Annotated in this window: 22 protein-coding genes; 9 read left to right on the top strand and 13 right to left on the bottom strand. The window is 67.9% G+C overall.

Translation table 11 applies throughout. The features are described from left to right. Window positions 1-273 precede the first annotated feature (273 nt). The 3 genes from LGM42_RS13230 to LGM42_RS13220 all read right to left on the bottom strand — a co-directional run bounded on the left by LGM42_RS13230 (window position 274) and on the right by LGM42_RS13220 (window position 6,190). Window positions 274-3,912 (bottom strand): hydantoinase B/oxoprolinase family protein, encoded by a 3,639-nt coding sequence (locus LGM42_RS13230; protein WP_226232400.1) that lies wholly within the window; start codon window positions 3,910-3,912, stop codon window positions 274-276. A gap of 121 nt (window positions 3,913-4,033) precedes the next feature. Then, on the bottom strand, window positions 4,034-5,332 hold the full coding sequence (locus LGM42_RS13225; protein WP_226232399.1) for an MFS transporter: 1,299 nt from the start codon (window positions 5,330-5,332) through the stop codon (window positions 4,034-4,036). An 84-nt stretch (window positions 5,333-5,416) separates the two neighbouring features. Next, complete coding sequence (locus tag LGM42_RS13220) at window positions 5,417-6,190, bottom strand: putative hydro-lyase (RefSeq protein ID WP_059640380.1); 774 nt, start codon at window positions 6,188-6,190, stop codon at window positions 5,417-5,419. Window positions 6,191-6,395: 205 nt separating this feature from the next. Here LGM42_RS13220 and LGM42_RS13215 point away from each other — a divergent pair, with 205 nt between their 5' ends. Together LGM42_RS13215 and LGM42_RS13210 are read left to right on the top strand one after the other, a co-directional pair. Beyond that, on the top strand, window positions 6,396-7,328 hold the full coding sequence (locus tag LGM42_RS13215; protein WP_059579973.1) for a LysR family transcriptional regulator: 933 nt from the start codon (window positions 6,396-6,398) through the stop codon (window positions 7,326-7,328). A 155-nt stretch (window positions 7,329-7,483) separates the two neighbouring features. Beyond that, window positions 7,484-8,341, top strand: a complete 858-nt coding sequence (locus LGM42_RS13210; RefSeq protein ID WP_226232398.1) for a hypothetical protein — start codon at window positions 7,484-7,486, stop codon at window positions 8,339-8,341. Between the two features lie 10 nt (window positions 8,342-8,351). On the opposite strand, the gene LGM42_RS13205 is transcribed toward LGM42_RS13210, so the two are convergent. The 6 genes from LGM42_RS13205 to LGM42_RS13180 form a co-directional block, all read right to left on the bottom strand. Next, entirely contained in the window at window positions 8,352-8,678 is a 327-nt protein-coding gene (locus LGM42_RS13205; protein WP_099317087.1) for an antibiotic biosynthesis monooxygenase family protein, read from the bottom strand. 65 nt (window positions 8,679-8,743) lie between these two features. Continuing rightward, window positions 8,744-9,727, bottom strand: coding sequence for a YkgJ family cysteine cluster protein (locus tag LGM42_RS13200; RefSeq protein WP_226232397.1), 984 nt, complete (start codon window positions 9,725-9,727; stop codon window positions 8,744-8,746). Next, window positions 9,721-10,533 carry a MetQ/NlpA family lipoprotein gene (locus LGM42_RS13195; protein WP_226232396.1) on the bottom strand — a complete coding sequence of 271 codons (813 nt, stop codon included), beginning with the start codon at window positions 10,531-10,533 and terminating at the stop codon, window positions 9,721-9,723. Before LGM42_RS13195 ends, LGM42_RS13200 begins: the two co-directional genes overlap by 7 nt. After that, window positions 10,530-11,579, bottom strand: a complete 1,050-nt coding sequence (locus LGM42_RS13190) for a formylglycine-generating enzyme family protein (protein WP_059579958.1) — start codon at window positions 11,577-11,579, stop codon at window positions 10,530-10,532. The genes LGM42_RS13195 and LGM42_RS13190 overlap by 4 nt, the downstream gene beginning before the upstream one ends. A 15-nt stretch (window positions 11,580-11,594) precedes the next feature. Further along, the gene (locus LGM42_RS13185) at window positions 11,595-13,544 is read right to left on the bottom strand and encodes an arylsulfatase (protein ID WP_226232395.1); all 1,950 of its coding nucleotides are present in this window, start codon (window positions 13,542-13,544) and stop codon (window positions 11,595-11,597) included. Window positions 13,545-13,835: 291 nt separating this feature from the next. Continuing rightward, window positions 13,836-14,147 carry a hypothetical protein gene (locus LGM42_RS13180; protein ID WP_226232394.1) on the bottom strand — a complete coding sequence of 104 codons (312 nt, stop codon included), beginning with the start codon at window positions 14,145-14,147 and terminating at the stop codon, window positions 13,836-13,838. Between the two features lie 1,252 nt (window positions 14,148-15,399). Here LGM42_RS13180 and LGM42_RS13170 point away from each other — a divergent pair. Beyond that, window positions 15,400-16,023 carry a hypothetical protein gene (locus LGM42_RS13170; protein WP_226232393.1) on the top strand — a complete coding sequence of 208 codons (624 nt, stop codon included), beginning with the start codon at window positions 15,400-15,402 and terminating at the stop codon, window positions 16,021-16,023. A gap of 17 nt (window positions 16,024-16,040) precedes the next feature. After that, complete coding sequence (locus tag LGM42_RS13165) at window positions 16,041-16,223, top strand: hypothetical protein (protein ID WP_226232392.1); 183 nt, start codon at window positions 16,041-16,043, stop codon at window positions 16,221-16,223. 122 nt (window positions 16,224-16,345) lie between these two features. Here the strand turns inward: LGM42_RS13165 and LGM42_RS13160 are convergent, their stop codons facing one another. Beyond that, entirely contained in the window at window positions 16,346-17,275 is a 930-nt protein-coding gene (locus LGM42_RS13160) for a LysR family transcriptional regulator (RefSeq protein WP_059579950.1), read from the bottom strand. Between the two features lie 131 nt (window positions 17,276-17,406). On the opposite strand from LGM42_RS13160, the gene LGM42_RS13155 reads away from it, so the two are divergent. Then, on the top strand, window positions 17,407-18,426 hold the full coding sequence (locus LGM42_RS13155; protein ID WP_060315892.1) for a zinc-dependent alcohol dehydrogenase family protein: 1,020 nt from the start codon (window positions 17,407-17,409) through the stop codon (window positions 18,424-18,426). 72 nt (window positions 18,427-18,498) lie between these two features. Here the strand turns inward: LGM42_RS13155 and LGM42_RS13150 are convergent, their stop codons facing one another. The 3 genes from LGM42_RS13150 to LGM42_RS13140 all read right to left on the bottom strand — a co-directional run bounded on the left by LGM42_RS13150 (window position 18,499) and on the right by LGM42_RS13140 (window position 21,775). Beyond that, entirely contained in the window at window positions 18,499-19,683 is a 1,185-nt protein-coding gene (locus LGM42_RS13150) for a porin (protein WP_226232391.1), read from the bottom strand. A gap of 137 nt (window positions 19,684-19,820) precedes the next feature. Continuing rightward, entirely contained in the window at window positions 19,821-20,603 is a 783-nt protein-coding gene (locus LGM42_RS13145) for an ABC transporter substrate-binding protein (RefSeq protein WP_226232390.1), read from the bottom strand. A 50-nt stretch (window positions 20,604-20,653) separates the two neighbouring features. Beyond that, window positions 20,654-21,775, bottom strand: coding sequence for a M20 aminoacylase family protein (locus LGM42_RS13140; RefSeq protein ID WP_099317857.1), 1,122 nt, complete (start codon window positions 21,773-21,775; stop codon window positions 20,654-20,656). Between the two features lie 183 nt (window positions 21,776-21,958). On the opposite strand from LGM42_RS13140, the gene LGM42_RS13135 reads away from it, so the two are divergent. From LGM42_RS13135 to LGM42_RS13120, 4 genes are all read left to right on the top strand, one after another. After that, complete coding sequence (locus LGM42_RS13135; protein ID WP_226232389.1) at window positions 21,959-22,918, top strand: LysR substrate-binding domain-containing protein; 960 nt, start codon at window positions 21,959-21,961, stop codon at window positions 22,916-22,918. 154 nt (window positions 22,919-23,072) lie between these two features. After that, complete coding sequence (locus tag LGM42_RS13130; RefSeq protein WP_011694564.1) at window positions 23,073-23,363, top strand: co-chaperone GroES; 291 nt, start codon at window positions 23,073-23,075, stop codon at window positions 23,361-23,363. Window positions 23,364-23,375: 12 nt separating this feature from the next. Next, window positions 23,376-25,016: a chaperonin GroEL gene (groL, locus tag LGM42_RS13125; protein ID WP_059579935.1), complete on the top strand. Its 1,641-nt coding sequence runs from the start codon at window positions 23,376-23,378 to the stop codon at window positions 25,014-25,016. A 185-nt stretch (window positions 25,017-25,201) separates the two neighbouring features. Further along, window positions 25,202-25,816 carry a LysE family translocator gene (locus LGM42_RS13120; RefSeq protein WP_060967952.1) on the top strand — a complete coding sequence of 205 codons (615 nt, stop codon included), beginning with the start codon at window positions 25,202-25,204 and terminating at the stop codon, window positions 25,814-25,816. The last annotated feature ends 209 nt before the right edge of the window (window positions 25,817-26,025 follow it).

The raw sequence follows: 26,025 nt of genomic DNA, 5'->3' as shown, positions 1-26,025 counted from the left end.
CGTGCGAATGGGCGGGCGACGCGGCGCGTGCCGGGCGCCGCGTGCCACGCCGCGCGGCCCGACAGGCGGGCGGTCGCGGCCAATCCGCGAATATCGGGCCAGATCTTTTGGCGTCGCCGTGGCGGCTGGGTCGACCCGGATGCCGCGATCCCGTTTTTTGCTGTTTTTGATTCAATTTGTGCGCGAATACGCGGCTTTATTCCACAGTTCGTTGCAATATCTTCCACCCGCCGCCGGCAACCCGGCGCGGGATGTTCGCGCCGGGTGCACAGCTCAGCCCGCCACGCCGTAGCCGCCGCCGCCCGGCGTTTCGACGACGAACACGTCGCCCGGCGCCATCTGCGCGCGGCCGATGTGATCGAGCGTCTCGATGGTGCCGTCCGCCCGCTCGATCGTGTTGCGGCCGAGCGCGCCGGCCTCGCCGCCCGCCGCGCCGAACGGCGCGTGGATCCGGTTGTTCGACAGGATCGACGCCGTCATCGGCTCGAGGAAGCGAATCCGCCGCACCGCGCCGTCGCCGCCGCGCCAGCGCCCGCCGCCGCCCGAGCCGGCGCGGATCCGGTGCGAATCGAGCCGCACCGGGTAGCGCCATTCGAGCACCTCCGGATCGGTGAGCCGCGAGTTCGTCATGTGCGTCTGCACCGCGCCGACGCCCGCGAAGCCGTCGCCCGCGCCGCTGCCGCCCGCGATCGTCTCGTAGTACTGGTAGCGATCGTTACCGAATGTGAAGTTATTCATCGTCCCCTGGCTCGACGCGACGCAGCCGAGTGCGCCGTACAGCGCGTTGGTGATCGCCGACGACGTCTCGACGTTGCCCGACACGACGGCCGCCGGATACTCGGGGTTCAGCATCGAGCGGGCGGGCACGATCACGGTCAGCGGCTTCAGGCAGCCGGCGTTCAGCGGGATGTCGTCGCCCACCAGCGTGCGGAACACGTACAGCACGGCGGCCATGCAGACGGCCTTCGGCGCGTTGAAGTTGTTGTCGAGCTGCGCGGACGTGCCGGTGAAATCGATCTCCGCGCGCCGCGCCGCGCGATCGACGCGGATCGCGACGTGAATCTGGGCGCCGTTGTCGAGCGGGTAGCGGTACGCGCCGTCCTGCAGCGCGCCGATCACGCGCCGCACGGCTTCTTCCGCGTTGTCCTGCACGTGCCCCATGAACGCGAGCACGACGTCGCGGCCGAACTGCGCGACCATCCGGCGCAGCTCGTCGACGCCCTTCTGGTTCGCGGCGACCTGCGCGCGCAGGTCGGCCATGTTCTGCTCGACGTTGCGCGCCGGGTAGCGGCCCGACGCCAGCAGCGCGCGTGTCTCGGCATCGCGCAGCACGCCGGCCGACACGAGCTGCCAGTTGTCGATCAGCACGCCTTCCTCATCGATATGGATCGAATCGGGCGGCATCGAGCCCGGCGTCGTGCCGCCGATGTCCGCGTGGTGGCCGCGCGAGCCGACGTAGAACAGCGGCGCGTCCGAGCCGTCCGCGAACACCGGCGTGATGACCGTCACGTCCGGCAGGTGCGTGCCGCCGTGGTACGGGTCGTTCAGCATGAACACGTCGCCGTCGCGCATGCGGCCGCGGTTGCGCTCGATCACCGTGCGGATGCTCTCCCCCATCGAGCCGAGGTGCACGGGCATGTGCGGCGCGTTCGCGATCAGGTTGCCGTCGCCGTCGAAGATCGCGCACGAGAAGTCGAGCCGCTCCTTGATGTTCACCGAGTACGCGGTGTTCTGCAGCCGCAGCCCCATCTGCTCGGCGATCGACATGAACAGGTTGTTGAAGATCTCGAGCCGCACCGGGTCGGCGTCGGTGCCGAGCGAGCGGCGCGTCGGCAGCGGCGTCGTGCGCGTCAGCACGAGGTTGCCCTGCGCGGTCATCCCGGCGCGCCAGCCGGGCTCGACCACGGTCGTGCCGTTCTGCTCCGCGACGATCGCCGGGCCGTCGATCGCGTCGCCGGCGAGGAGCGTGTCGCGCACGTACAGCGCCGCGTCGTGCCACCGGCCGCCGGAATAAAAGCGCACGGCCGCGTGCGCTTGCGGCGCCGCGCCCGCCTCGCGCGGCGCGAGCGGCGCGATATCGACCGGCGCGTCCGAGCGGCCGATCGCCTCGACCGACGCGAGTTCGGCCACGAGCGGCGTGCCGGGCATCAGGAACGCGTAGCGCTGCCGATACGCGGCCTCGAACGCCTGCTGCATCGCGGCGACGCTGCCGGCCGGCACGTCGAGCGCCGAGTCGGTGCCCTGATAGCGCAGGTGCACGCGCCGTTCGGTCGCGATCCGCTCCGGCGGCACGCCCTGTTCGAGCAGCGCGCCGACGGCCTCGTCGGCCAGCCGGTCGAGCGCGGCATTCAGCGCCGGCAGCGATTCGTCGGTCAGCACGGCCTCGACCGCGCGCTCGCGCATCGCCGTCTGGTCGGCAAGCCCCATCCCGTACGCGGACAGCACGCCCGCGAGCGGATGCGCGAACACCTGCGTCATCCCGAGCGCATCGGCCACGCCGCACGCATGCTGGCCGCCCGCGCCGCCGAACGTCGTCAGCACGTAGCGCGATACGTCATGGCCGCGCTGCACGGAAATCTTCTTGATCGCGTTCGCCATGCTGCCGATCGCGATCTCCAGGAACCCTTCGGCGAGCGCCTCGGGCGTCTCGCGCCGCCCGGTCGCCGCGTGGATCTCGTCGGCGAGCGCCGCGAACTTCGCGACCACGCCGTCGCGGTCGAGCGGCTGGTCCGCCTGCGGGCCGAACACGCGCGGGAAATGGTCGGGCTGGATCTTGCCGAGCATCACGTTGCAGTCGGTCACCGTCAGCGGGCCGCCGCGCCGGTACGCGGCCGGCCCCGGGTTCGCGCCGGCCGATTCGGGCCCGACGCGCAGCCGCGCGCCGTCGAAGCCGAGCACGGAGCCGCCGCCCGCCGCGACGGTATGGATGCTCATCATCGGCGCGCGCATCCGCACGCCGGCCACCTGCGTCTCGAACACGCGCTCGAATTCGCCGTTGTAGTGCGACACGTCGGTCGACGTGCCGCCCATGTCGAAGCCGATCACCTGGTCGAAGCCGGCCGCGCGGGCCGCGCGCACCATCCCGACGATGCCGCCGGCCGGGCCCGACAGGATCGCGTCCTTGCCCTGGAACGCATCGGCGCGCGTCAGCCCGCCGCTGCTCTGCATGAACTGCAGGTTCACGCCCGGCATCTCGTGCGCGACCTGCTCGACGTAGCGGCGCAGGATCGGCGACAGGTACGCGTCGACGACGGTCGTGTCGCCGCGCGACACCATCTTCATCAGCGGCGACACCTCGTGCGACACCGACACCTGTGTGAAGCCGATGCGGCGCGCGAGTTCGGCCAGCGCGCGTTCGTGCGCGGTATGGCGGTAGCCGTGGATCAGCACGATCGCGAGCGCGCGCACGCCGCTGTCGAACACGCGGCGCAACGACGCTTCGGCGCCCTGAACGTCGAGCGGCACGACCACGTCGCCATGCGCGCCGACGCGCTCGTCGATCTCGACGACCGTCTCGTACAGCGCGTCGGGCAGCACGATGTCGAGATCGAACAGGCGCGGCCGGTTCTGGTACGCGATGCGCAGCACGTCGCGAAAGCCGCGCGTCGTCGCCAGCGCGGTACGCTCGCCCTTGCGTTCGAGCAGCGCGTTGGTCGCGACCGTCGTGCCCATCTTCACCATGTCGACGCGCTCGGGCGTGATCGGCTCGCCGGCCGCGAGGCCGAGCAGGTGGCGGATGCCAGCCACGGCCGCGTCGCGGTATTGCTCGGGGTTCTCCGACAGCAGCTTGTGCGTGACGAGCGTGCCGTCCGGCCGGCGCGCGACGATATCGGTGAACGTGCCGCCGCGGTCGATCCAGAATTGCCAGCGTGCGGCGTCGGAGGAAACGGGGGAAAGGTGTCGATCGGTCATGATGTCGGGTCGATGCGTCGTTGATTCGAGGGACGAGCGCCGCCGCACGGCGCGCGTCGCGCGCCGTGTCACGGTGTCGATGAAAGGGGAAGAAAAACGAACGGCCGGCCGCCGCCGTCGGTCAGGCGGCGTCGAGTTCGCGGCCGCGGGTCTCGGGCAGCGTCAGCGCGGCGACGATCACCACGCCGTAGGCGGCGACCGCGAAGATGCCGATGCTCGTGCCGAGCCCGTACTGCCTGGACAGCGCGCCGATCAGGAACGGGAACAGCGCACCGATCGCGCGGCCCACGTTGTAGCAGAAGCCCTGGCCGGAGCCGCGCACGCGGGTCGGGAACAGCTCGGTGAGAAACGCGCCCATCCCCGAGAAGATGCCCGAGGCGAAGAAGCCGAGCGGGAAGCCGAGCCACAGCATCGACGCGTTGGTCAGGTTCAGCGACGTGTACGAGAACGCGATCACCATCGAGCCGACCGCGAACAGGATGAAGTTCGGCTTGCGGCCGAGGCGATCGGTCAGGTACGCGCTCGTCAGGTAGCCGACCCACGAGCCGAAGATGATCATCGCGAGATAGCCGCCGGTGCCCATCACGGTGAGATGCCGCTCGGTCTTCAGGAAGGTCGGCAGCCACGTCGTGATCGCGTAGTAGCCGCCCTGCGCGCCGGTCGTCAGGAGTGCCGCGCGCAGCGTCGTCGTGATCAGCTTCGGCGCGAAGATCTCGGTGAGGCGCGGCGCGTCGGCCACTTTCGCCTGCGCGGCCTTTTCCTTCTCGTAGACGTCGGGCTCCTTCACGTAGCGACGGATCGCGACGACCAGCAGCGCGGGCGCGAGCCCGACGAGGAACAGCGCGCGCCACGCCTGCTCGGCCGGCAGCACCGAGAACAGCAGCGCATACAGCAGCGCGCAGAGCCCCCAGCCGATCGCCCAGCCCGATTGCACGAGGCCCACGGCCCGGCCGCGGTCGCGCGCGCGAATCACCTCGCCGATCAGCACCGCGCCGGCCGTCCATTCGCCGCCGAAGCCGAAGCCCATCAGCGCCCGCGCCGCGACCAGCTGGTGGTAGTTCTGCGCGAGCCCGCACAGCGCGGTGAACACCGCGAACCACAGCACCGTGAGCTGCAGCGTGCGCACGCGGCCGATCCGGTCGGACAGGATGCCGGCGATCCAGCCGCCGAGCGCCGACGCGAGCAGCGTGACCGTGCCGATGAAGCCTGCGTCGGCGAGCGAGATGCCCCAGGTCGCGACGAGCGTCGGGATCACGAACGACAGCATCTGCGTGTCCATCCCGTCGAGCATGTAGCCGACCTTGCAGCTCCAGAATGCGCGGCGCTCGCGCGGCTGCGCATCCGCGTACCACGAGAACAGGCCGCTGCGCGTGCGGCTCGCGGGCTCGGCGGCGGGCGCCGCGAAGGTCTTGCTTTCCATGGTGGTGCTCCTGTCGTTGTGCGCCGTCAAAGGGCGTGGGGTGCGGTGTGTCGTATGTGCGTGGCGTACCGGATGCCGGCCGCGTCAGAATACGGCCAGCGACGCGTTCGGGATGTCGGTCATCAGCATGTGGCCGGGCGTATGCGCGATCGCGATCGGCAGCTTCGCGTCCATCAGCGCGGTTTGCGGCGTCACGCCGCACGCCCAGAACACCGGCAGTTCGCCGTCGCGAATCGTCACCGCGTCGCCGAATTCGGGCGCGTTCAGATCCTCGATGCCGAGTTCCCGCGGGTGGCCGATATGGATCGGCGCGCCGTGCACGCCCGGGAACCGGCTCGTGATCTGCACCGCGCGGATCGCGTCGGCGCCGCGCAGCGGCCGCATCGACACGACCAGCTGGCCGCCGAAGATGCCCGCGCGGCGGTTCGCGATCGACGTGCGGTACATCGGCACGTTGCGACCTTCTTCGACGTGGCGCAGCCCGATGCCTTCGCGGGCGAGCATGTCCTCGAACGAGAACGAGCAGCCGATCGCAAATACGACGAAATCGTCGCGCCACAGCGCTTCGAGCGACTCGACGCGCTCGGTCAGGCGGCCGTCCCTATATATGTTGTAGCTCGGCACGTCGGTGCGGATGTCGAGATCCTCGCCCAGCGCGTCGATCCGGAACGCACCCGGTTCGCCGACGCCCAGCAGCGGGCAGGCCTTCGGGTTGGCCTGGCAGAAGCGCAGGAAATCGTGCGCGTACGCGTCGGGCAGGATCGCCAGGTTCGCCTGGGCAAACGGGCCGCAATGGCCGGCGGTCGGGCCGCGGAACGCGCCGCGGCGCACGGACTGGCGGAATTCGGAAGGCGTCATGAGAATCGGTCTCGGGTCGGGATGACGTGGCGATGACGGTGGTGTGTCATCGGATACGGCGAAGAATAGAAAGGAAAAAATTTTGTCGCCAACGAGTTTTTTTGCGCCCGCTGTATAGAATTTCTTAACGGATCCGCGGGTTTTCCCCGGTCCCGTTCATTTTTCGTCGCCGGCAAGCTGCGCATCCACTGCTCGCTCGACCGCCATGAACACGCGTTTTCTCGAAACCTTCGTCACGCTCGCGAAGCTGCGCAACTTCCGCACGACCGCGGCTGCGCTGCACGCGACGCCGGCCGCGATCTCGCAGCGCCTGAAGGCGCTCGAGGACGAGCTGCATACGGTACTCGTCGATCGCGACAGCCGTGAATTCCGGCTCACGCCGAACGGCGAATACCTGCTCGGCTATGCGAAAGCGGTGGTCGAGGCGACGCAGGAGCTGCAGGCCGCCGCGTCCGGCGAGAGCGCCCTGCGCGGCAAGCTGCGGCTCGGCGTGATCGAGACGGTCGTGCACAGCTGGCTGCCGCACTACATGCGGCGGCTTGCGGCCGACTATCCGCAGCTCGAGATCGACCTGACCGTCGACGTCAGCGTCGTGCTGCAGCGCCGGCTGATGGCCGGCGAGCTCGACCTGATCATCCGCGTCGAGGGCAGCGACGAGGCGTCGGTCGTATGCGATGCGCTCGCGAACTACCCGGTGCGCTGGATCGCGCGCGCCGGGCTGCTGCCGAACACGCGCACGGGCCTCGCGCGGCAGGTGCTGCGCCAGCCGATCCTCACCTACGGGCGCGGCACCGCGCCCCATCGCGCGCTGGAAGACATCGTGCGCACGCTCGCGCACGCGCACGGCGTGCCGCTCTCGGAGACGCGCATCACCGGGTCGCCGTCGATCTCGGTGATCGTGCAACTGGTGCGCGACGGCTTCGGCGTCGCCGCGATTCCGGTGCTGTTCGTCGACGCGCTGATCGAAAGCGGCGAAGTCGTCGAGCTGCCGCTGCAGCCGTCGCCGCCGTCGATCGTCGTGTCGATGTCGCGGCGGGCCGACGCGCCGCGGTTCGTGCACGGCGCATCGATCGCCGCGCGCGCGGCATGTCACGAGTATTGCGAGAAGAGCACGCGGTTGCTGGTCGAAGCGCTTTGACCGTGACGCGCCGGATATCGCGCGTTCGACATCGCGGCGCGAATCGCCCACAATCGCGTTCGGCGCGTCGCCACATCGGCGCCGCGCGTCGTGAATGACGGCCCCGCCGTCCGGCATTCGTCGCTTCGCATGATCGTGCACCACGAGAAGGCAACATGCAGATTCGCTCCGCTTCGCCCCGCCTGAACCTCGCGCGCATCGTGATCGTCGCGCTGTATGTCGCGTCGCTGCTGCTGCCCGTCGCGGCCGAACCGCCGAATGCGGCCGGCGCGGTGAGCTGGTGGCACGGCTACACCGTGCTCGCGCTCGGGCCGCTCGCGATCCTCGACCTGCAATTCGCATGGCTCGGCAACCCGCTGCTCGTCGTCGCGCTGCTCAGGCCGAGCCGCACCGTGTCGGCGTTGCTGGCCGTCGTCGTGGTCTTTGCGCTCGGGTGGCATACGATCCCGACCGACGCGAACTACGAAACGATCCGTACGTTCGGGGCCGGATACTACTTGTGGGTTGCAGCGATCGCGGGCGCCGCCGCGCTACCGTGGATCGACGGGCGCGGGGCGCAGGAGGGCGGTGCGCCGGGCCTTGCCACCGGCGCCGCGGACGCGGCCGTGCCGACCGGCATCGGCCCCCGCACCGCGGCCCGGCCGAATGCCCGGCCGCGCGGCTGGACCGTGACGGCAACCGATACGCGCATCGAGTCGACCGACCGGACCGGAGCGACGCGTGGCATCGCGCTGTCCGACCTCGGCGCGATCCTGATCGAAACCAACGACCAGGGGCCGTTCGCGTCGGATGTCTGGTGGGTCCTGTTCGATACGAGCAGGCAATTCGCGTGCGCATTCCCGCAGGATGCGGAGGGCGCGAAGGCGGCGGTCGATCGGCTGCTCGACCTGCCCGGCATCGATCACCGCAAGGTCATCGACGCGCAGACGTCGATCCAGAACGCGACGTTCCCGATCTGGGAGCGCCCGGCGCGCGAACCGGCCACGCCGGGAGACGCCGGCGCGACCGCCTGACCGGCAGCCGTTACGCGGAGGGCCCCGCACGCGGCGGCGTCAGCTTGCCGTCGCCGTACTCGCGAAGCACCTGCGAAATCACGACGCGATACCCGTCCAGCCAGCGCGCGTGCTTCGCCTTGGCTTCGAGATGCGCGGGATGCTGCATCAATTGCCGCAGCGCCGCCTCGGATTCCCAGTAGTAGACGTTCTGGATCAGGCCAGCTTCCGCGTTCTCCCACGTTTCCTCGCCGAGATAGCCGGGCGTCGCGCGCGCCACGTCGGCGATCTGCCGGTCGAGCCGGTGGAATTCGTCGTCGTACTGCCCGGCACGGAAAATGAAGGTCGACGCGTACATGTCCGCTCGCTCTGCAACGATTGAAAGAGCGCCAAGTGTAAGGCACACGCGGCGTACCGCGATCGTCAGGCGGCGAGCGAATCGGTGTCGACGCGATCGTCGAGCCACGCGTCGATGCGCGGCGCGTCCTCATGCGTTGCGGCTGCCGGAGCCGGCATGGCCGCAAGCGCGCGTCGCGCCCGTTCCAGCGCCTGCGCGAAGCCGCGCAATTCGCTCGTCGCCGGCCGGTCTTCGGCTCGTCGGCGCGCGAGCGCCGCTTCGATGCGGGTGCCGATCAACGCGAGTTGAGCATCGATCAAGTCGATGCACAGTGCGCGACAACGTGCGGAAACCGGTGCGACGGCCAACAGCACCGGCACGATCGACACGGTCAGGTAGCCGCCGGGCGCAAGCCGCGACAGCGCATGACGCACGTCGTGCCCGCCGTCGGTCAACGACGCGAACACGGCGTCGCGCCACACCGCGCGCTCGAACACGAGCGCATCGCGATGCGCGTCGAGCGCCGCACGATCCGCGACCTGCCCGGCCATCACCAGCGGAATCGGAAACGCCCGCTCGCCGGCGGATTGCCCGCTTCCCGCCTCGACGATGCAGTTCGCGCCCAGCCACGCCGCATCGTCGCGCCGTGCCACGAGCACGCGCGACTGCAACCGGTCGGGCAGCATCGGATCGAGCGGCACTGCGCGGCAGATCGACGGCTTGTTCGCGTGCACGCCGCAACGGCCGTCGTCGGCGAGCGCCGTGCAGCGGCCCAGCGACGGATAGTCGTAGCCTTGCAGCGTCAGCGCGAGCCATTCGCCATGCACGCCGCCGCCGTGGAACAACCGGTCGGACAGCGCATCGGCGGCCGCGACGTCGGCCGCATCGAGCGCATGCTCGCGCCCGCCCGCCTGCCAGCGTTCGCCGATCCGCCGCTTCGGCACGCGGCGAATCGTCAACGCGCCGACGAAGCGATGCCGATGCCGGAACAGCTCGCGCAACGACAACGTGGGCGCGCTGTTGCAGCAGCGTCCGCACGCGTTGCACGCGAGCAGCCAGGTGTCTACCACGGCCGCCGCACCGAATCCTGGTAGCGCGTGAGGATGAAGCGCGCGACGTCGTCCGAGTGATACGCGGCGACGAGCTGCGCGACCCACGGCTTCGCGCGATCGGCGTCGCGCACCGTCATCACGTTCGCATACGGCGAGCGGGCGTCCTCGAGGCTGATGCTGTCGCGCGCCGGCTGCAGCCCGAAGCGGGCCGCGTCGTCGCTGTCGATCGCGACGAACGCGGCCGTATCGAGCGCCGCGTAAAGCCGGTCGCGGCGCAGCGCGACGAATTTGAGCCCGAGCCGGTTGCCCGTCACGTCGCGCAGCGTCGCATGCAGGCCGGCTTTTTCGCGCAGCGTCACCAGCGTGTCGTTCTGCAGCAGCACGAGCGCGCGCGCCATGCCGCGCGGATCGGCGGGAAGCGCGACCGTCGCGCCGGGTTGCAGTTCGTTCAGGCGCTTCAGCTTGCGCGAATAGAACGCCATCGGCAGCGTGACCGTCGGCGCGACTTCGGTCAGCGCATAGCGCTTGCGCTCACGCGTCGCGGCAAGCTGTTGCGCATCCTCGAAGCTGGCCGCGTCGATGCGCCCGTCGGCCAGCGCCGTGTCGATGCGCGACGCATCGTCGAACTCGACGACGTCGACGCTCAGCCCGCGCGCGGCCGCCACCCGCTTCACTTCGTCGAGAATCTGCGCATGCACGCCGCGCGTGACGCCCACGCGCACGGCCGGAGCGGCGGCTTCGGCGGCCATCGCCGCGCCGTGATGCACGACGCCGCATGCGGCCAGCAGCCAGGCCGCCACCCAACGCCCGATGCGCGTCGTCATGACGCGTCCCTCAGGATCGTGCGGAAGCCGATGTGCGACGCGCCGAGATCGGCTTCCTGCTGTTCGCGCGACGATGCGCGATAGCGCACGCAGTAATCGCGCGAGCACAGGAACGAGCCGCCCTTGATGACCATCGGCGTATCGTGCCGGTGCGTCGGCGGGGCGACGGCCGCCGTGTCGCCGTTCGTGTGCGACTGATGCGGTCCCGTGTACGCGTCCTTCGTCCATTCCCATGCGTTGCCGATCATGTCGTAAAGACGAAAGCCGTTCGCCGCATAGCAGCCGACCGGCGCCAGCCCCGCATGGCCGTCCTCGGCCGAGTCGAGCACCGGAAACGCGCCCTGCCAGTAGTTCGCGGCCGGCTTGCCGTGCGCATCGCGCGGCGCCGCATCGAGCGATGCGTCGTCGCGGCCGGCCTTGCCCGCATATTCCCATTCGGCCTCGGTCGGCAGGTCGCGGCCGAGCCAGTGCGCATACGCGAGCGCATCGCGCTGCGTGACGAGCGTCACCGGCAGGTTGCCGAGCCCGTCCACGTTGCTGCCGGGCCCGCGCGGATGCCGCCACGACGCGCCCTTCACCCACGACCACCACGCGAGGTCGCGCGCATTCAACTCGTCGCGCGTCGGCACATGAAACACCGCAGCGCCGCCCTGCTGCTCGGCCTCGGTCACGTAACCGGTCGCCTGCACGAATGCCGCGAACTGCGCGATCGTCACGTCGGTCTGGTCGATCCAGAAGCCGCCGACGCGCGCGCGGCCGTCGCCCGCCGGACGCTCGTCCGCATAGCCGCGCGTGCTGCCGAACACGAACGCGCCGCCGCGCAGATGCACCATTCCGGCCTTCGGATCGTCGCGCCACTTCGCGGGCAGCCCCGAATAGCGTTCGCACGCGCGCTCCGAACCGAGCGGCGCGAGCGCGCGGCCGCGATTCAGCTCGTCGAACGCGTCGCCTGCCGGCGCCGCCGGATTCGCATAGCCCGCCGCGAACGCGGCGGCGAACAGCGTGGCGGCCAGCGCCGCGCCGATCGTCCAGAAACGCAACCGCATCGTGTCGCCCCGCGATCAGTAATAGCCGCGCGGACGCAGCGGCTCGACGCCGCCGACGTTGCTCATGTAGGCCTTCCACTGGTCGACGAGCGTGCCGATCACCGACGGGTTCTGCGCGGACACGTCGGTCGTCTCGCCGCGATCCGACGCGAGATCGTACAGTTGCCAGTGACCGTCGAGCGGCCCGAGCGGCGGCTCGGTCCACAGCGCCTTCCAGCGGCCGTCGGCGCTGCGCAGGTACGCGCGGCCGTACGCTTCGTCGCCGAACGGCGTCGTGTGCACCTCGCCCGTTGCCGAGCCGGTCAGCACCGGCAGCAGCGACTGGCCGGTGACCGGATACACGTAGCGGTTGTTGTAAACGACCTTGCCCTTGTTCTGGTCGACGCCCGTCAGCGTGTTGACGAGCGGCGGCGCCGGCTGCGACGGCGGCGTGACGCCCGCGACCGCGAGGAACGTCGCCGTGTTGTCGGTCACGTGCGTGAACGCGCGCAGCGTCGGCAACGGCTGCGACTGGCCCGGCAGGTGCACGATCGTCGGCGTCGATACGCCGCCTTCGCCCGAATAGCCCTTCGTGAGCCGGAACGGCGCCGCGCTCACTTCGGCCCAGCGCAGCCCGTACTGCAGACGCTGCGCATTCTGCTTGCCGTTGTCGGTGCCGAGCGCCGAATAGGCCGGCTCCTGCGCGTTCGCGGTATCGGTTGCGGTCGGGTCCGCGCCGGAATCGATCGGCCAGCCTTCCGCGCCGTTGTCCGACTGGAACATGATGAACGTGTTGTCGTATTCGCCGATGTCCTTCAGATGCTGGATCAGGAGTCCGACGTTGTAGTCGAGGTTCTCGACCATCCCCGCGTAGATCTCCATGTAGCGCGCCTGCGCCTTCCGCTCGGCCGGCGACAGGCTCGACCACAGCTTGTCGACCTTGCCGGTGCCGTAGTCGCTGTAGCCGTCCGCGGCCGAATGTACCGCGCTGATGTACTTCGCGTTCGCGGTGCCGTTGTTCGCCGTCGCGGGCGATGCCGTCGTCGCCTCGGGCAGCCCGTCGAACGGCTTGAAATCGGCCGGAATCAGACCGAGCGCCTTCTGTCGCGCGATCCGCGCGTTGCGGATCGCATCGTAGCCGGCGTCGTACACGCCCGCGTATTTGTGCAGCCACGGATCGGGCACCTGCAGCGGCCAGTGCGGCGACGTATAGGCCGCGTACGCGAAGAACGGCTTGCCGTCCTGCCTGTTCGCATCGATGTACGAGATCAGCTTCTGCGTATAGAAATCGGTCGAATAGAACACGGCCGGGCTGCCGCCCGCGCCGCCCGGCTGCCCGGGCTGGCCCGGTTGCACGTAGCGGCCGTCTTCCGTGTAGTTCGACGAGCCGGCCGGCTCGTGCGCGAAGTGGTTCGTCGCCGCGCCGCCGAGCAGCACGTAGCTGCGCTCGAAGCCCCACTGGTCGGGCGTCTGCCCGCTGCCCGTCGCACTGCCGACGATTCCCGAGCCGATGTGCCACTTGCCCGCGATATAGGTGTGATAGCCGGCGTCCTTCAGCAATTGCGCGAACGACAGCGCGCGATCGTTCAGGTAGCCTTCGTAGCCGGGCAGCCCGCGCCGCTCGTCGGTCGGCACGCCCATCGTGCCTTCGCCGACGAGATGGTGATCGGTGCCCGACACCAGCATCGCGCGCGTGATCGCGCAGACGGTGCCCGTGTGATGGTTCGACAGGATGCGGCCCGATGCGACGAGCGCGTCGAGGTTCGGCGTATTGATCTCGCCGCCGAATGCGTGGATGTCGGAATAGCCGAGATCGTCGGCCATGATGTACAGGATGTTCGGGCGCTTGGCCGACGGCGTCGCGCTGGCCTGCGGCGGCGGATTGCTGTCGACGCCGCCGCACGACGCGAGCGACACCGCGCCGGCAATCGCGGCGCAGACGACACGGAAACGAACGGCATGCAACGGCGACGCGGACTTTTTCATTTTTGTTGACGCTCAAGCTACGGGAGCGGCGATCTTAGCGTTGCTTGCGCGGCGCCCAAAGTCGGATTCGTCACATGCTAACGGGGTGCGGGAATATGTAAGGTGGCCAGTATTCCGCCACTCGCACGACGATTGATTCGCCGCGTCAGGTTGGATCACGTCGCATCAGCTTCGGGCGAATCGTGATTGCGGCGGACGTTTGTCCGGCACCGCGCCTTTTACGGGGACGTCCGCGCTTCTTCTCGTCGTAGACCATCACGACGGCATGATGCAGGCGCCCCACCCCAATTCTCAGTCGGTGTCCGGGCGCTGAACGGGGGACCAGTCGATGGAACCTGACTCTGCGAACTTGAGCCGTTCGCGCAATTCCGGATGTACACCCGCCTGCATCAGCAGCGCCATGCCGCCCAATCGCCGCGCGTCCTCATCGGTAATCGGGCACCCGTCGTTCGGTTCGGCATGCGGCGGAATCGTGACGGCGACACCTGCATTCATTTCGCGGTCAAGAAGGGCCTGCACGTCGCGGCGAAACACCGTGCACAGCGTAACCTGTTCCGTCTCCTCGTCGTAAAACACGATGGTGGCGCGTCTCGGTTTGCTCATGTCGCATTCCTCTACAAGTCTGGAATTTTTCAAAAGCACGTTGCCTGCACAGTGCGTAGGTCCTCGGGTCTTTATACATCGCGCCAGCGGCCGCACACATTTCCATGTCGATTTCGTATCGTGCGAAACACTGTTCCTCTTGAAACGCGTCGACAGCCGCCATGGTCATGGCGTCGCCCCACGGTGAGTCGCCGAGCGAGAACGGTGTCGCGTCGCTGAGCAGCGCGCTATCAACCCGTACGGGCGAGAGGTCGGCAGGGCTCCTGCCTGTGCCAGCTATGATGCTCTCCAGGCATCGTATCAACTCATCAGCCGATACATCGCTCGGCCGTGCCCAGCTCGGGATTGGCTTGTCCGCAGACCGCGATGCCATTGGTGCCACTCTATCGAACCGGTTCCCACGAGGGAAAGGGGGCGTGGACCGCTGACCACCAGAAGCGCCGCCATTCACCGCCACGCGCTCGATCTCGACGGCGACCCGCCCATCTTCGATGGCAGACCGGAGCACATCGAGCGGTGCACCACGAACGGCACCAAGGCCCAACTGCCGCACGTACATCACCGCATTCGTCGTCAGGCCTGCATACTTCGGCCAGTGAATCAGTTCGGAGATCGCGGCGCGCTGACCGGCCAACAACGTCCCACGTCCCGCGCGCGTCAGCGTCGCGCGCTTTCCCGAACCCAATTCGATTCCGATTGAAGCCATTCGAAACCCCGGCGTTACCGTCGGGAGAATCTACTTTTCGCAACACGACATCACAAGCTCGCGGTTTTCATGGAACACGCAAAACGCCGCGCTCAGCGGGACTGACGGCTCGCATTGTTTCCCCGAGACATGCCGCCGAGGCGCTGCGGCTCGCTGTTTGGCGCCAGCAGACGCCCGCATTCCGGATGTGTGCACGTATGTGCGCCCTGCGTCGGAAACCTTTAAATTCTGTTACCTGCCCCAGGTAGTCCCTGTAGTTCGCTCAATACCGCATCACCCGATATAGACCGGCGGCCGCGAGCGCCATGCCCCAGCACGCGAGCCCGCCGCTCTTCTCGCCGAGCACGACGAGCGCGATCAACGCGGTGGCGCGCGGTATCGGGAAACAGCGCCGACACACACGACTTGTCGCCGTAGCGCACCAACGCGCTCCATACGGTCGCCATCCTTGGCGCGAAAACGTTAGAAAAAGTCTCAAGACGGCCGCCAAGAGCTGCAAAACTACACCGATCGCGACAATAGCGAAGGTTACCGCGACCGGTCGGCATGCCAGCATCAGCGCTACCCGGCACGATGGGCGGGATATCACCGGCGCAATCACCCGATCTAAACTCGATCGATCTGCTCGACAACCTGCTAGAGTTGCCGGTCAATCTGGAGAAAGGGATATGCAAGAATTGCACGACTTATCCCGAGAAAGTCCAGATGTCGAAATGTCCGAGTTTTTCCGCAGCCTTCCATGCAAACATGACCGCGTTGCACATGCCCGCTCCAACCACGCTTTTCGCAACGCTACAAACGTCCATCGTCAGCGTTGCCGCGATGATGGATGTCTTGAAAACATTAGGTGCGGATGCAACGGTCGGTGAACTGATTGGCGCCACGACGAAGTTGGAAGGCGTCACCATCGGCAGTTCGATTCTTGCCAGCATCTACCTGGGCGCAGTCATTGGCAGCTTGATGGTCGCAACCGATGCGTCATTGGCATGCGGAGTCGGCAAGCGAGGAATCAATATCTCTTTGGCGGTCGCTCGATGGGGCACACGTTACGGACTCGCGATTCACCCATGGGTCATGGCTCAAATTCTGCGCCATCCCGAAGTGCTTGCACCGGGCTCGCACAGCTATCTCGGCCTGAAGGCGAGCACTGCGATCCGGGGTGCGCAATGAAGTGGCTTGCAGACCGATTGCTTCTCATCGTCACGGCACTGATCGTCACGGCCGTAGGCTGGGCGATCATCAGCGCGACAGGCGAATGGTTTCCGATCCTGATGACGGTGACCGCGTTCGCTTCACTGTGGATCGAAAACTCGCGGCTGCGCAAGCTGCTCGAACAAAACGGCATCGATCCGCGACGACGCAAGCGCTAATCGCCCGAAAAAAGCGGCTTGCCAGCTTTTCCCCACTCGGTTCTGCCGTCTATGCGAGACGGGCGCGAGCGCGATGCGCATCCAACCAGATTACTGCGTCGTCATCGGAGAATCGGCCGCCGTCATGCGCGCTCCCCATTCGCGTCGTCCGACGCCAGCATCCGCGGAATCTCGTCGACCAGCGCATCGACGACCACCCGCACCTTCGACGGCACGTGGCGCGCAGCCGGCCGCACCGCGAACACCTCGGCGCCCGACACGCTGTCGCTGTCCATCACGAGCGCGAGACGGCCGTCGCGCACGTACGGCGCCATCAGCCAGCACGGCAGCCACGCGAGGCCCGCACCGGCGGCGGCCGCGTCTGCGATCGCCTGCAGGTCGTCTAACCGCAGGCGGCCGGCCGCGCGATGGTCGTGCACCGCGCCGTCCGCGCCGATGATCCGCCACGGCGCCGGCTGTCCGCCGCGCGAATACGCGATGCCGACGTGCGACGCGAGTTCGGTGAGCCCCGCTGGCCGGCCGTGACGCGCGAGATACGCGGGCGATGCGCAGATGCCCATGCGCTGCACGCCGAGCTTGCGGCCGACCAGCGCGCTCGTATCGGCCAGCTCGCCGATGCGCACCGCCAGGTCGAAACCGTCGTTGACGAGGTCGGCCACGCGATCGCTGAACGACACGTCGATTTCGAGCCGCGGATGACGCTCGACGAGGCGCCGCACGACGGGCGCCACGCATTGCCGCCCGAACAGCACGGGCACGCTGATGCGCACGCGCCCGACCGGCTCGCGGCGGCCCGCGTCGAGCGCGGCCTCCGTCTCGCCGAGTTCGGCGAGCAGCCGCCGGCACTGCTCGTAATAGACGTGCCCTTCGTCGGTCAGGCCGAGCTGGCGCGTCGTACGCTGCAGCAGCCTCGCGCCGAGACGCTGTTCGAGCCGCGCGACGATCTTCGCGACCGCCGAGCGCGTCATGCCGAGGCGCAGCGCCGCCGCCGCGAAGCTGCCCGATTCCACCACGTCGACGAATTCGGCGACGCCTCTGAGCCGTTCGTCCATGTCGTTCCGCTCCGATGAAATGGGATGACAGGGTTGTGTCCACACCGGCGACAATCGTTGGCCGAATTCTCGCCAATGCGTCCCCGGGCGCGACACTATGATAGTCCCGACTATCTCGAAAAGGAGCCGACATGCATGCATGGCAAATCAAACCGGGCGACGGCATTGCCGGGCTCGGTCGCGTCGATGCGACGGAGCATCCGGTCGGGCCGACCGACGTCGTCGTGAAGATCCACTCGGCCGCGCTGAATTATCGCGACCTGATGTTCGCGCGCGGCGACTATCTCGGCATCGGAAAGGACGCGCTGATCCCGGTCGCCGACGGCGCCGGCGAAGTCGTCGAGACCGGCCGCGACGTCACGCGCTTCAAGCCGGGCGATCGCGTGATCAATACCTATTTCCCACGCTGGATCGACGGGCCGCCGACGCCGCACAAGGTGTCGGGCTCGCCCGGCGCGCAATTCGACGGCGTGCTGGCCGAGCGCTTCGTCGCCGACGAAACCGCGCTGGTCGAGATTCCCGCGCATCTCGGCTACGACGAAGCGGCGACGCTGTCGTGTGCGGGCGTCACCGCGTGGAACGCGCTGTTCGTCGACGGCGGGCTGGCACCGGGCGCGACTGTCGTGCTGCTCGGCACCGGCGGCGTGTCGATCATCGCGCTGCAGCTCGCGCAGGCGGCCGGGCTACGCACGATCGTGACCTCGTCGAGCGACGCGAAGCTCGAACGCGCCCGCGCACTCGGTGCGGACGCAACGATCAACTATCGCGCGACACCCGAATGGCAAAACGAAGTGCTGCGGCTCACCGGCGGCGCCGGCGCGGATCTGGTCGTCGAAGTCGGCGGCCGCGACACGCTGCCGCGCTCGGTCGCCGCGACGAAGCTGGGCGGCCTCGTGTCGGTGATCGGCGGACTCAGCAGCTTCGGCGGCCCGGAACTCGCGCTGCTGCCGCTGATCGGCGGCTTCCGGCGGCTGCACGGCTTCATGGTCGGCAGCCGCACGATGCTCGACGACGTCGTGCGGCTCGTCGACGCGAAACGGATCGAGCCGGTGGTCGATCGCGTGTTCGGCTTCGACGAAGCGCCGCAGGCGTATGCGTACCTGGAGTCGGGGCAGCACTTCGGCAAGGTCGTGATTCGCGTCGCTCAATGAGCGACGCGAGATGCACGGGCGGCGAGCGACGGACGGCCTCGTGCCGCGCTCGCCGCTTCCCGGATCACCTCGTCAGAACTTGTGACGAATCCCGGCATGCACCATCAACTGCTTCGACGTCGACGACAGATCCGCCGCACCGGGAATATAAGCCTGGTCGAGCGACGAGCCGGTCGCGTCGCCCGCCACGCGCTGGTATGCGCCCATCAGGTACACGTCCGTGCGCTTCGACAGGTTGTAGTCGGCCATCAGCCCGATCGAATGGATCTTCGGTTTCGCGGATCCCGTCGTCGCGTCATAGCGCACCGTCGTGTACACGTACTGCGCACCGACGAACAGCGCCGGCGTGAACTGATACTTGCCGTTCACTTCGAAGTTCTGGTACTTGATCGACGTGACCGTGCCGCCCGCGAGCGGGCCCGTCACCGGCTCGATCGTTTCGTCGCCGAACAGGTAGCCGACGTTCGCGCCCGGCCGCGTGACGTTGCTGTTCGTGTAAGCGAAGCCGACCGTGGCGGGCCCCGCCGTGTAGTTGATGCCCGCGCCGAAGATCCGCAACCGCGCCGACGCGAAATTGGCATCGGCGCCGACCGACCCCGAACCGGCGATCGCACCGCCCGACGTCGCCCCCGGGTTGTCCGCGTTGAGAAACGCCGCGCCGACGAGCAGGCCGCCGTGCTCGTACTGCGCGCCGACGCTCCATTGCCGGTTGTTCGCGAAGCCCGTGTCGTTGCTGAAGCTGTACGTGCCGCCGAACGAAAATCCGGAAAAATCCGGGCTCGCGTACTTGACCGTGTTGTTCACGCGAAACGTGTTGCCGGTATTGTCGTTGTCGAACGGATGCGAGAATGGATAGACGCCCCAACTGCCGTTCGCGGTGGTCGGCGCCAGATAGTCGACGAGCGCGTCGTACTGCCGGCCGAGCGTCAGCGTGCCGAACCGTGCGCTGCCGAGCCCGACGTACGCCTGCCGCCCGAACATGCGGCCGCCCTGCGCGAGGGTGCCGCTGTTGACGTTGAAACCGTTCTCGATCTGGAACAGCGCGCTGTAGCCGCCGCCGAGGTCCTCGGTGCCCTTCAGCCCCCAGCGGCTACCCTGTGCGAAGCCGCTTGCCATCTGCCACGCGCCGTGCCCGCCGACGTTGTTCGTATAGTCGATACCCGCGTCGACGAGGCCGTAAAGCGTGACGCTGGCTTGCGCGAACGCAGGCGCCGCGCACAGCGCCGGAATCGCGACGAAAACGAATCTCCATTTCATTATATGTAATCCTTATCGATATGATTTACCGTGGCGAGCCGGCGGTTCATGGTCCGCCGCTCGCACAGGTGCGATGCTGCTTCCGTTTCCGGTGCGCGGCGAGCCGCGCACCGTCCCCTCGTGCCGGTCCCCGCGCGTTACTTCGCGCCGTAGATGTCGAAGTCGAAGTACTTCCGGTTGATCCGTTGGTACGTGCCGTTCGCGAGAATCGTCGCGAGCGCGCGGTTGAATGCCTCGCGCAGATCGTTGTCCTGCTTGCGCAGCCCGAGTCCGTCGCCCTGCCCGAAGTACTTCACGTCGTCGATCGCCTGGCCGACGAACGCGAAATCCTTGCCCTGCGGCTTCTTCAGGAAACCGTCGCTGGCCGCGATCGACGCCTGGAATGCCGCGTCGAGCCGGCCCGTCACGAGATCGGCGTAGACCTGGTCCTGGTTCTGATACGACACGATCTGCACGCCGGCCGGCTGCCAGTTCGCAATCGCGTAATCGGCCTGCGCGGAACCCTGCTCGACACCTACCCGCTTGCCCTTCAGCGCAGCGGCCGTCGGCAGCAGCGGCGAACCCTTGCGCGCGATCAGCCGCGCGGGCGCGTTCGAGATCCGGTTCGTGAACGCGATCTGCTGCATCCGCTTCGGCGTGATCGTCATCGACGATGCGATCACGTCGAACTTGCGGGCGAGCAGCCCGGGGATCATCCCGTCGAAGCTCGACTCGATCCACACGCAGCGCGCACGCAACTCCGCGCACAACGCGTTCGTGATGTCGATCCCGAAGCCCGTCAGCGTGCCGTCGGGCAGCTTGTATTCGAGCGGCGGATAAGTCGGATCGACCGCGAGACGAATCTCCTTGCCCGCCCAGTCGCCCGCCTGCGCCGTTCCTGCCGCCAGCGCCACCGCGAGCGCCGCCATCCATGTCTTCATTGCCAGTCTCCTTGCGTGTGTGAATCGTCGATCGAAAGCGTGCGGGCGCCTCAGGCGAGGTAGCGCTCCGCCAGCGCAATCCAGTAGCTCGCGCCGATGGCGACGCATGCGTCGTTGAAGTCGTAACCCGGGTGATGCAGCCCGCAACCGCCGACACCGTCGCCGTTGCCGATCGACAGGTAGCTGCCGGGGCACGCTTCGAGCATGAACGCGAAATCCTCGCTGGCCGCGATCGGCTTCAGGTGCGGAATCAGCGCCGCATCACCGCCCCATTCGCGGGCGACGTCGCGCGCGAACGCGGTCTCCGCCGCGTGATTGACCAGCACCGGATAGTCGTGGCGGTAATCGATCTCGGCCGTCGCGCCGTAACTCGCGGCCTGCCCGTGCACGATCTCGCGAATGCGCGTTTCGAGCAGCGCGCGCACGTCGGGCGAAAGCGCTCGCACGCTGAGCGCGAGCTCCGCATGCGCGGGAATCACGTTCGATGCCGTGCCCGCATGAATCGACCCGGCCGTGACGATGGCCAGATCCTGCGGATTGACGTTGCGCGACACGACGCTTTGCAGCGCCATCACGATCGACGCGCATACGACCACGGGATCGACCGTCAGGTGCGGCGCCGCGCCATGCCCGCCGCGCCCGGTCACACGCACGCGCACCTCGTCGGCCGACGCCATCGCCGGGCCGTCGCAGAAGCCGAGCACGCCGGCCGGCAGGCCCGGCACGTTGTGCATCGCGAACACCGCGTCGCAGGGAAAGCGCGCGAACAACCCGTCGTCGATCATCCGCTTCGCGCCGCCGAGCCCTTCCTCCGCCGGCTGGAAGATCAGGTTCAGCGTACCCGTGAAGCGTGCACGTTCCGCCAGACAGCGCGCGGCCGCGAGCAACATCGTCGTATGACCGTCGTGACCGCACGCGTGCATCACGCCGTCGTGCCGGCTCGCATGCGGCAGCCCGGTGGCCTCGCGAATCGGCAGCGCGTCCATGTCGGCGCGCAGCCCGAGCCGCTTGCCGGCGCCGCGCGTGAGCGTGCCGACCACGCCGGTGCCGCCGAGCCCGCGCGTCACCCGATAACCCCACGTTGTCAGATGCTCGGCCACGAGATCGCTCGTCGCATGCTCGTCGAAACCCAGCTCCGGATGCGCGTGCAGCCGGCGCCGCAGCGCGATCATCTCCGCCTCGATCGCCGCCATTTCCGGCTGAATGGATGAATGGTCCAACCCGATTCTCCTCGATGCATTCCGGTTGCCGATCGCCCGAATGACCGATCGTGCCCAAATCGTAGGTAGCGAAAATCCCGTCGAACAGCCTCGGTTTCGTTATGATGACAACCTTTCGTTGTCGGGTATCGCACCATGAGCACGATCAAGCTGCATCAGTTGCAGGCGCTCGTCGCCAGCGCGGACGCCGGAAGCATCCGCGGCGCGGCACGCTCGCTCGGGCTGTCGCAGGCGGCCGTCACGCGTGCGCTGCGCGAGCTGGAGGCGAGCGAGCGCCTGCCGCTGCTCGTGCGCGCGCCCGAGGGGATCGGCTTCACCGACTACGGCAAGACGCTGCTCACGCACGCGAGGCTCGTGCTGAAACAGCTCGAACACGCGCAGAGCGATCTCGAACGCATGCGCGGCCGCGTCGAGGGCCGGCTGAGCATCGGTGTCACGCCGTGGCTCACGATGACGTTCCTCGCGGAAGCGGTGCTGCGATTTCGCGAGCACATGCCCGACGTGCGGCTCGAACTCTACGACGCGCTGATGGCCGTCGCGCAACCGCTGCTGCGCGACGGCAGCATGGATTTTGCGCTCGGGCACGTGCAGCCGGGCGGCACGCAGGAATTCGCATGCGAGCCGATGTTGCGCTACGAGACGTCGGTCATGGTGCGCGCCGGCCATCCGCTCGAACGCGCGCGGTCGATCCACGACCTGCTCGACAACGACTGGGTGCTGAACTTCGCGGCCGACGGGCAGGCCGCGCTCGTCGACTATCTGTTCACGCGCCACGGCGCCCGGATCGACGAGCGGCGCATCGTCCGCGCGCAGTCGGTCGCGATGTTGCAGACGATGCTCGAACAGGCCGACATGTGCACGTGGTGCCCGACGATACTCGCGGCCGTGCCGCCGTCCGGCGACCGGATGCGCGCGTTGTCGTTGAAGGAAACGTTCGAACCGCGCGAGCTCGGCATCGTCACGCGCCGCAGCAGCACGCTCAGCGACGCCGCGCGCTGCTTCATCGATTGCCTGCTGCATGTCATCCGCCGGCACGCGCGATCCGCGCGCAAGGAGGATCTCGCGCTGTTCAAGACGGTGTCGCTGCTGATCTGACGGCCCGCACCGGCTGCCGTTCGTCCATAGCGCATTCGCGCAAATGCTTTTCGAAATCCGTTATTGGATCGCGCCGTCACGCGTTTTTATACTCGTCAGCACTCTCTGCCAAAGAGTGCCAGCCAATTTCGACAGAACCGCACAGGACGAACCAATGAGCCTACGCCCCTTGCACGATCGCGTGATCGTGAAGCGACTCGATCAGGAAACCACCACCGCGTCGGGCATCGTGATCCCCGACAGCGCCGCCGAAAAGCCCGACCAGGGCGAAGTCATCGCCGTCGGCCCCGGCCGCAAGGACACGGACGGCCAGCGCATCGTGCCCGACCTTCAGGTCGGTGAGCGCGTGCTGTTCGGCAAGTACGCGGGGCAAGCCGTCAAGGTGGACGGCAACGAGTTTCTCGTGCTGCGCGAGGAAGACATCGTCGCGGTCGTCAATCAATAACGGAGCGCAATCATGGCAGCCAAGGAAATCATTTTCAGCGACATCGCCCGGTCGAAACTGACCGAAGGCGTCAACATCCTCGCGAACGCGGTGAAGGTCACGCTCGGGCCGAAGGGCCGCAACGTCGTGCTCGAACGCAGCTTCGGCGCGCCCGTCGTCACGAAGGACGGCGTATCGGTCGCGAAGGAAATCGAACTCGCGGACAAGCTGCAGAACATCGGAGCCCAGCTCGTGAAGGAAGTCGCGTCGCGCACCAGCGACGCGGCCGGCGACGGCACGACGACGGCCACAGTGCTCGCGCAGGCGATCGTCCGCGAAGGCCAGAAATACGTGGCGGCCGGGCTCAATCCGCTCGACCTGAAGCGTGGCATCGACAAGGCCGTCGCGTCGGCCGTCGACGAACTGAAGAAGATCAGCAAGCCGACCACCACCAGCAAGGAAATCGCCCAGGTCGCGACGATCTCCGCGAACGGCGAGGAATCGATCGGTCAGCGCATCGCCGAGGCCATCGACCGCGTCGGCAAGGAAGGCGTGATCACCGTCGAGGACGGCAAGTCGCTCGCCGACGAGCTCGACGTCGTCGAAGGGCTGCAGTTCGACCGCGGCTACCTGTCGCCGTACTTCATCAACAATCCGGACAAGCAGATCGCCGAGATCGAAAACCCGTACATCCTGCTGCACGACAAGAAGATCTCGAACATCCGCGACCTGCTGCCGGTGCTCGAACAGGTCGCCAAGTCGGGCCGGCCGCTGCTGATCATCGCCGAAGACGTCGAAGGCGAAGCGCTCGCGACGCTCGTCGTGAACAACATCCGCGGGATCCTGAAGACGGTCGCGGTCAAGGCGCCGGGCTTCGGCGATCGCCGCAAGGCGCTGCTCGAGGACATCGCGATCCTCACCGGCGGTCAAGTCATCGCGGAAGAAACCGGCCTGACGCTCGAGAAGGCAACGCTGGCAGAACTGGGCCAGGCGAAGCGCATCGAGGTCGGCAAGGAAAACACCACGGTGATCGACGGCGCGGGCGATGCGAAGAACATCGAGGCGCGCGTGAAGCAGATCCGCGTGCAGATCGACGAGGCGACCTCCGACTACGACCGCGAGAAGCTGCAGGAACGCGTCGCGAAGCTCGCGGGCGGCGTGGCGGTGATCAAGGTCGGCGGTGCGACCGAAATCGAGGTGAAGGAGAAGAAGGACCGCGTCGACGACGCGCTGCACGCCACGCGCGCGGCCGTCGAGGAAGGCATCGTGCCGGGCGGCGGCGTCGCGCTGATCCGCGTGCGGCAGGCGATCCGCGAACTGAAGGGCGCGAACGCCGATCAGGACGCGGGCATCAAGATCGTGCTGCGCGCGCTCGAGGAACCGCTGCGCCAGATCGTCACGAATGCGGGCGAGGAAGCGAGCGTCGTCGTCGCGAAGGTCGCCGAAGGCACGGGCAACTTCGGGTACAACGCGCAGACGGGCGAGTACGGCGATCTCGTCGAATCGGGCGTGCTCGATCCGACCAAGGTCACGCGCACCGCGCTGCAGAACGCGGCGTCGGTGGCCGGGCTGCTGCTGACGACGGATGCGACCGTGTTCGAAGCGCCGAAGGACGCGGCGCCGGCCGCCGCGCCGGGCGGCCCGGGTGCGGGCGGGCCGGGGTTCGATTTCTGACGACGCGGCAGCGTGCGCGCCGGTTTGTCGGCGTGCGCGCGGTTGGGCAGAATCCTGCAACAACGCGTGGCGACGGAAGTCGTCACGCGTTGTTTGCTTTGGCGCCACGGAATGCCGGGTTCGACGAAGCCGCCTGCCGCGCTCGGGTAAGATCAAGATCCGTTCCGCCACGCCGCTTCCGCCCCATGTCGCCCATCGCCAACACCCTGCTGCCGCTCGCCGGCGTCCTGCTGCTGAGCGTCGCCAGCCCGGGCCCGAACTTCGTGATCGTCACCTCCACCGCGGTCGCGTCGCGTCGCGCCGGCGTGATGACCGGGCTCGGCTTGGCCGCGGCGTCCGGCACCTGGGCCGCGATCGCGATCGGCGGGTTGAGCCTGCTCGTCACGCACGTCGCATGGGTTCACACCGCACTGCGGCTGGCGGGCGCCGCGTACCTGATCTGGCTCGGCCTGAAGATGATCGCGACCGCGCGCAAGCCGCTGCCCGTTTCCGCGCCGGCCGCGATGTCCGACTGGCACGCGGCGAGAAAGGGCTACGTCGTCAGCATGACGAACCCGAAATCCGTCGCGTTCTACGGCAGCATCTTCGCGCTGATGGTGCCGGCCCACGCGCCGGCGTGGCTCGATCTGTCGGTCGTCGTGCTGTCGGTCGCGATCTCGGCCGCATGGTATTGCACGATGGCGCTGCTCGCGTCGCACCCGTCGGTGCGCCGGCTGCTGGTCCGGCGCAAGGCCGTGCTCGATACGGCGGCCGGGCTGTTGCTGATAGGGGTCGGCGGCCGGATGCTGGCCGGACGTTGATTCGCTGCGTATTTGTCCGTTTCGAATGCTCGCCGTTCACCTGCCATGCCGCCCCGGCGGGCATTCCCGCGCACGCCTGAACACGAGGTCGATGCGGTCGTCGCGCATCGCAACGCGTGCGTTCGATCACCGGCATGCTGCGCGACGGATTCAACGTCGAGAAGAAGCCGGTCGTGCGCTTCTGAGCGGGTAGCATGAAAACGCTTGCG

This window comes from Burkholderia sp. AU39826 (genome assembly GCF_020419965.1).
In the GTDB taxonomy this organism is placed as follows: domain Bacteria; phylum Pseudomonadota; class Gammaproteobacteria; order Burkholderiales; family Burkholderiaceae; genus Burkholderia; species Burkholderia semiarida.
This window is presented reverse-complemented; position numbering and strand designations above follow the sequence as displayed.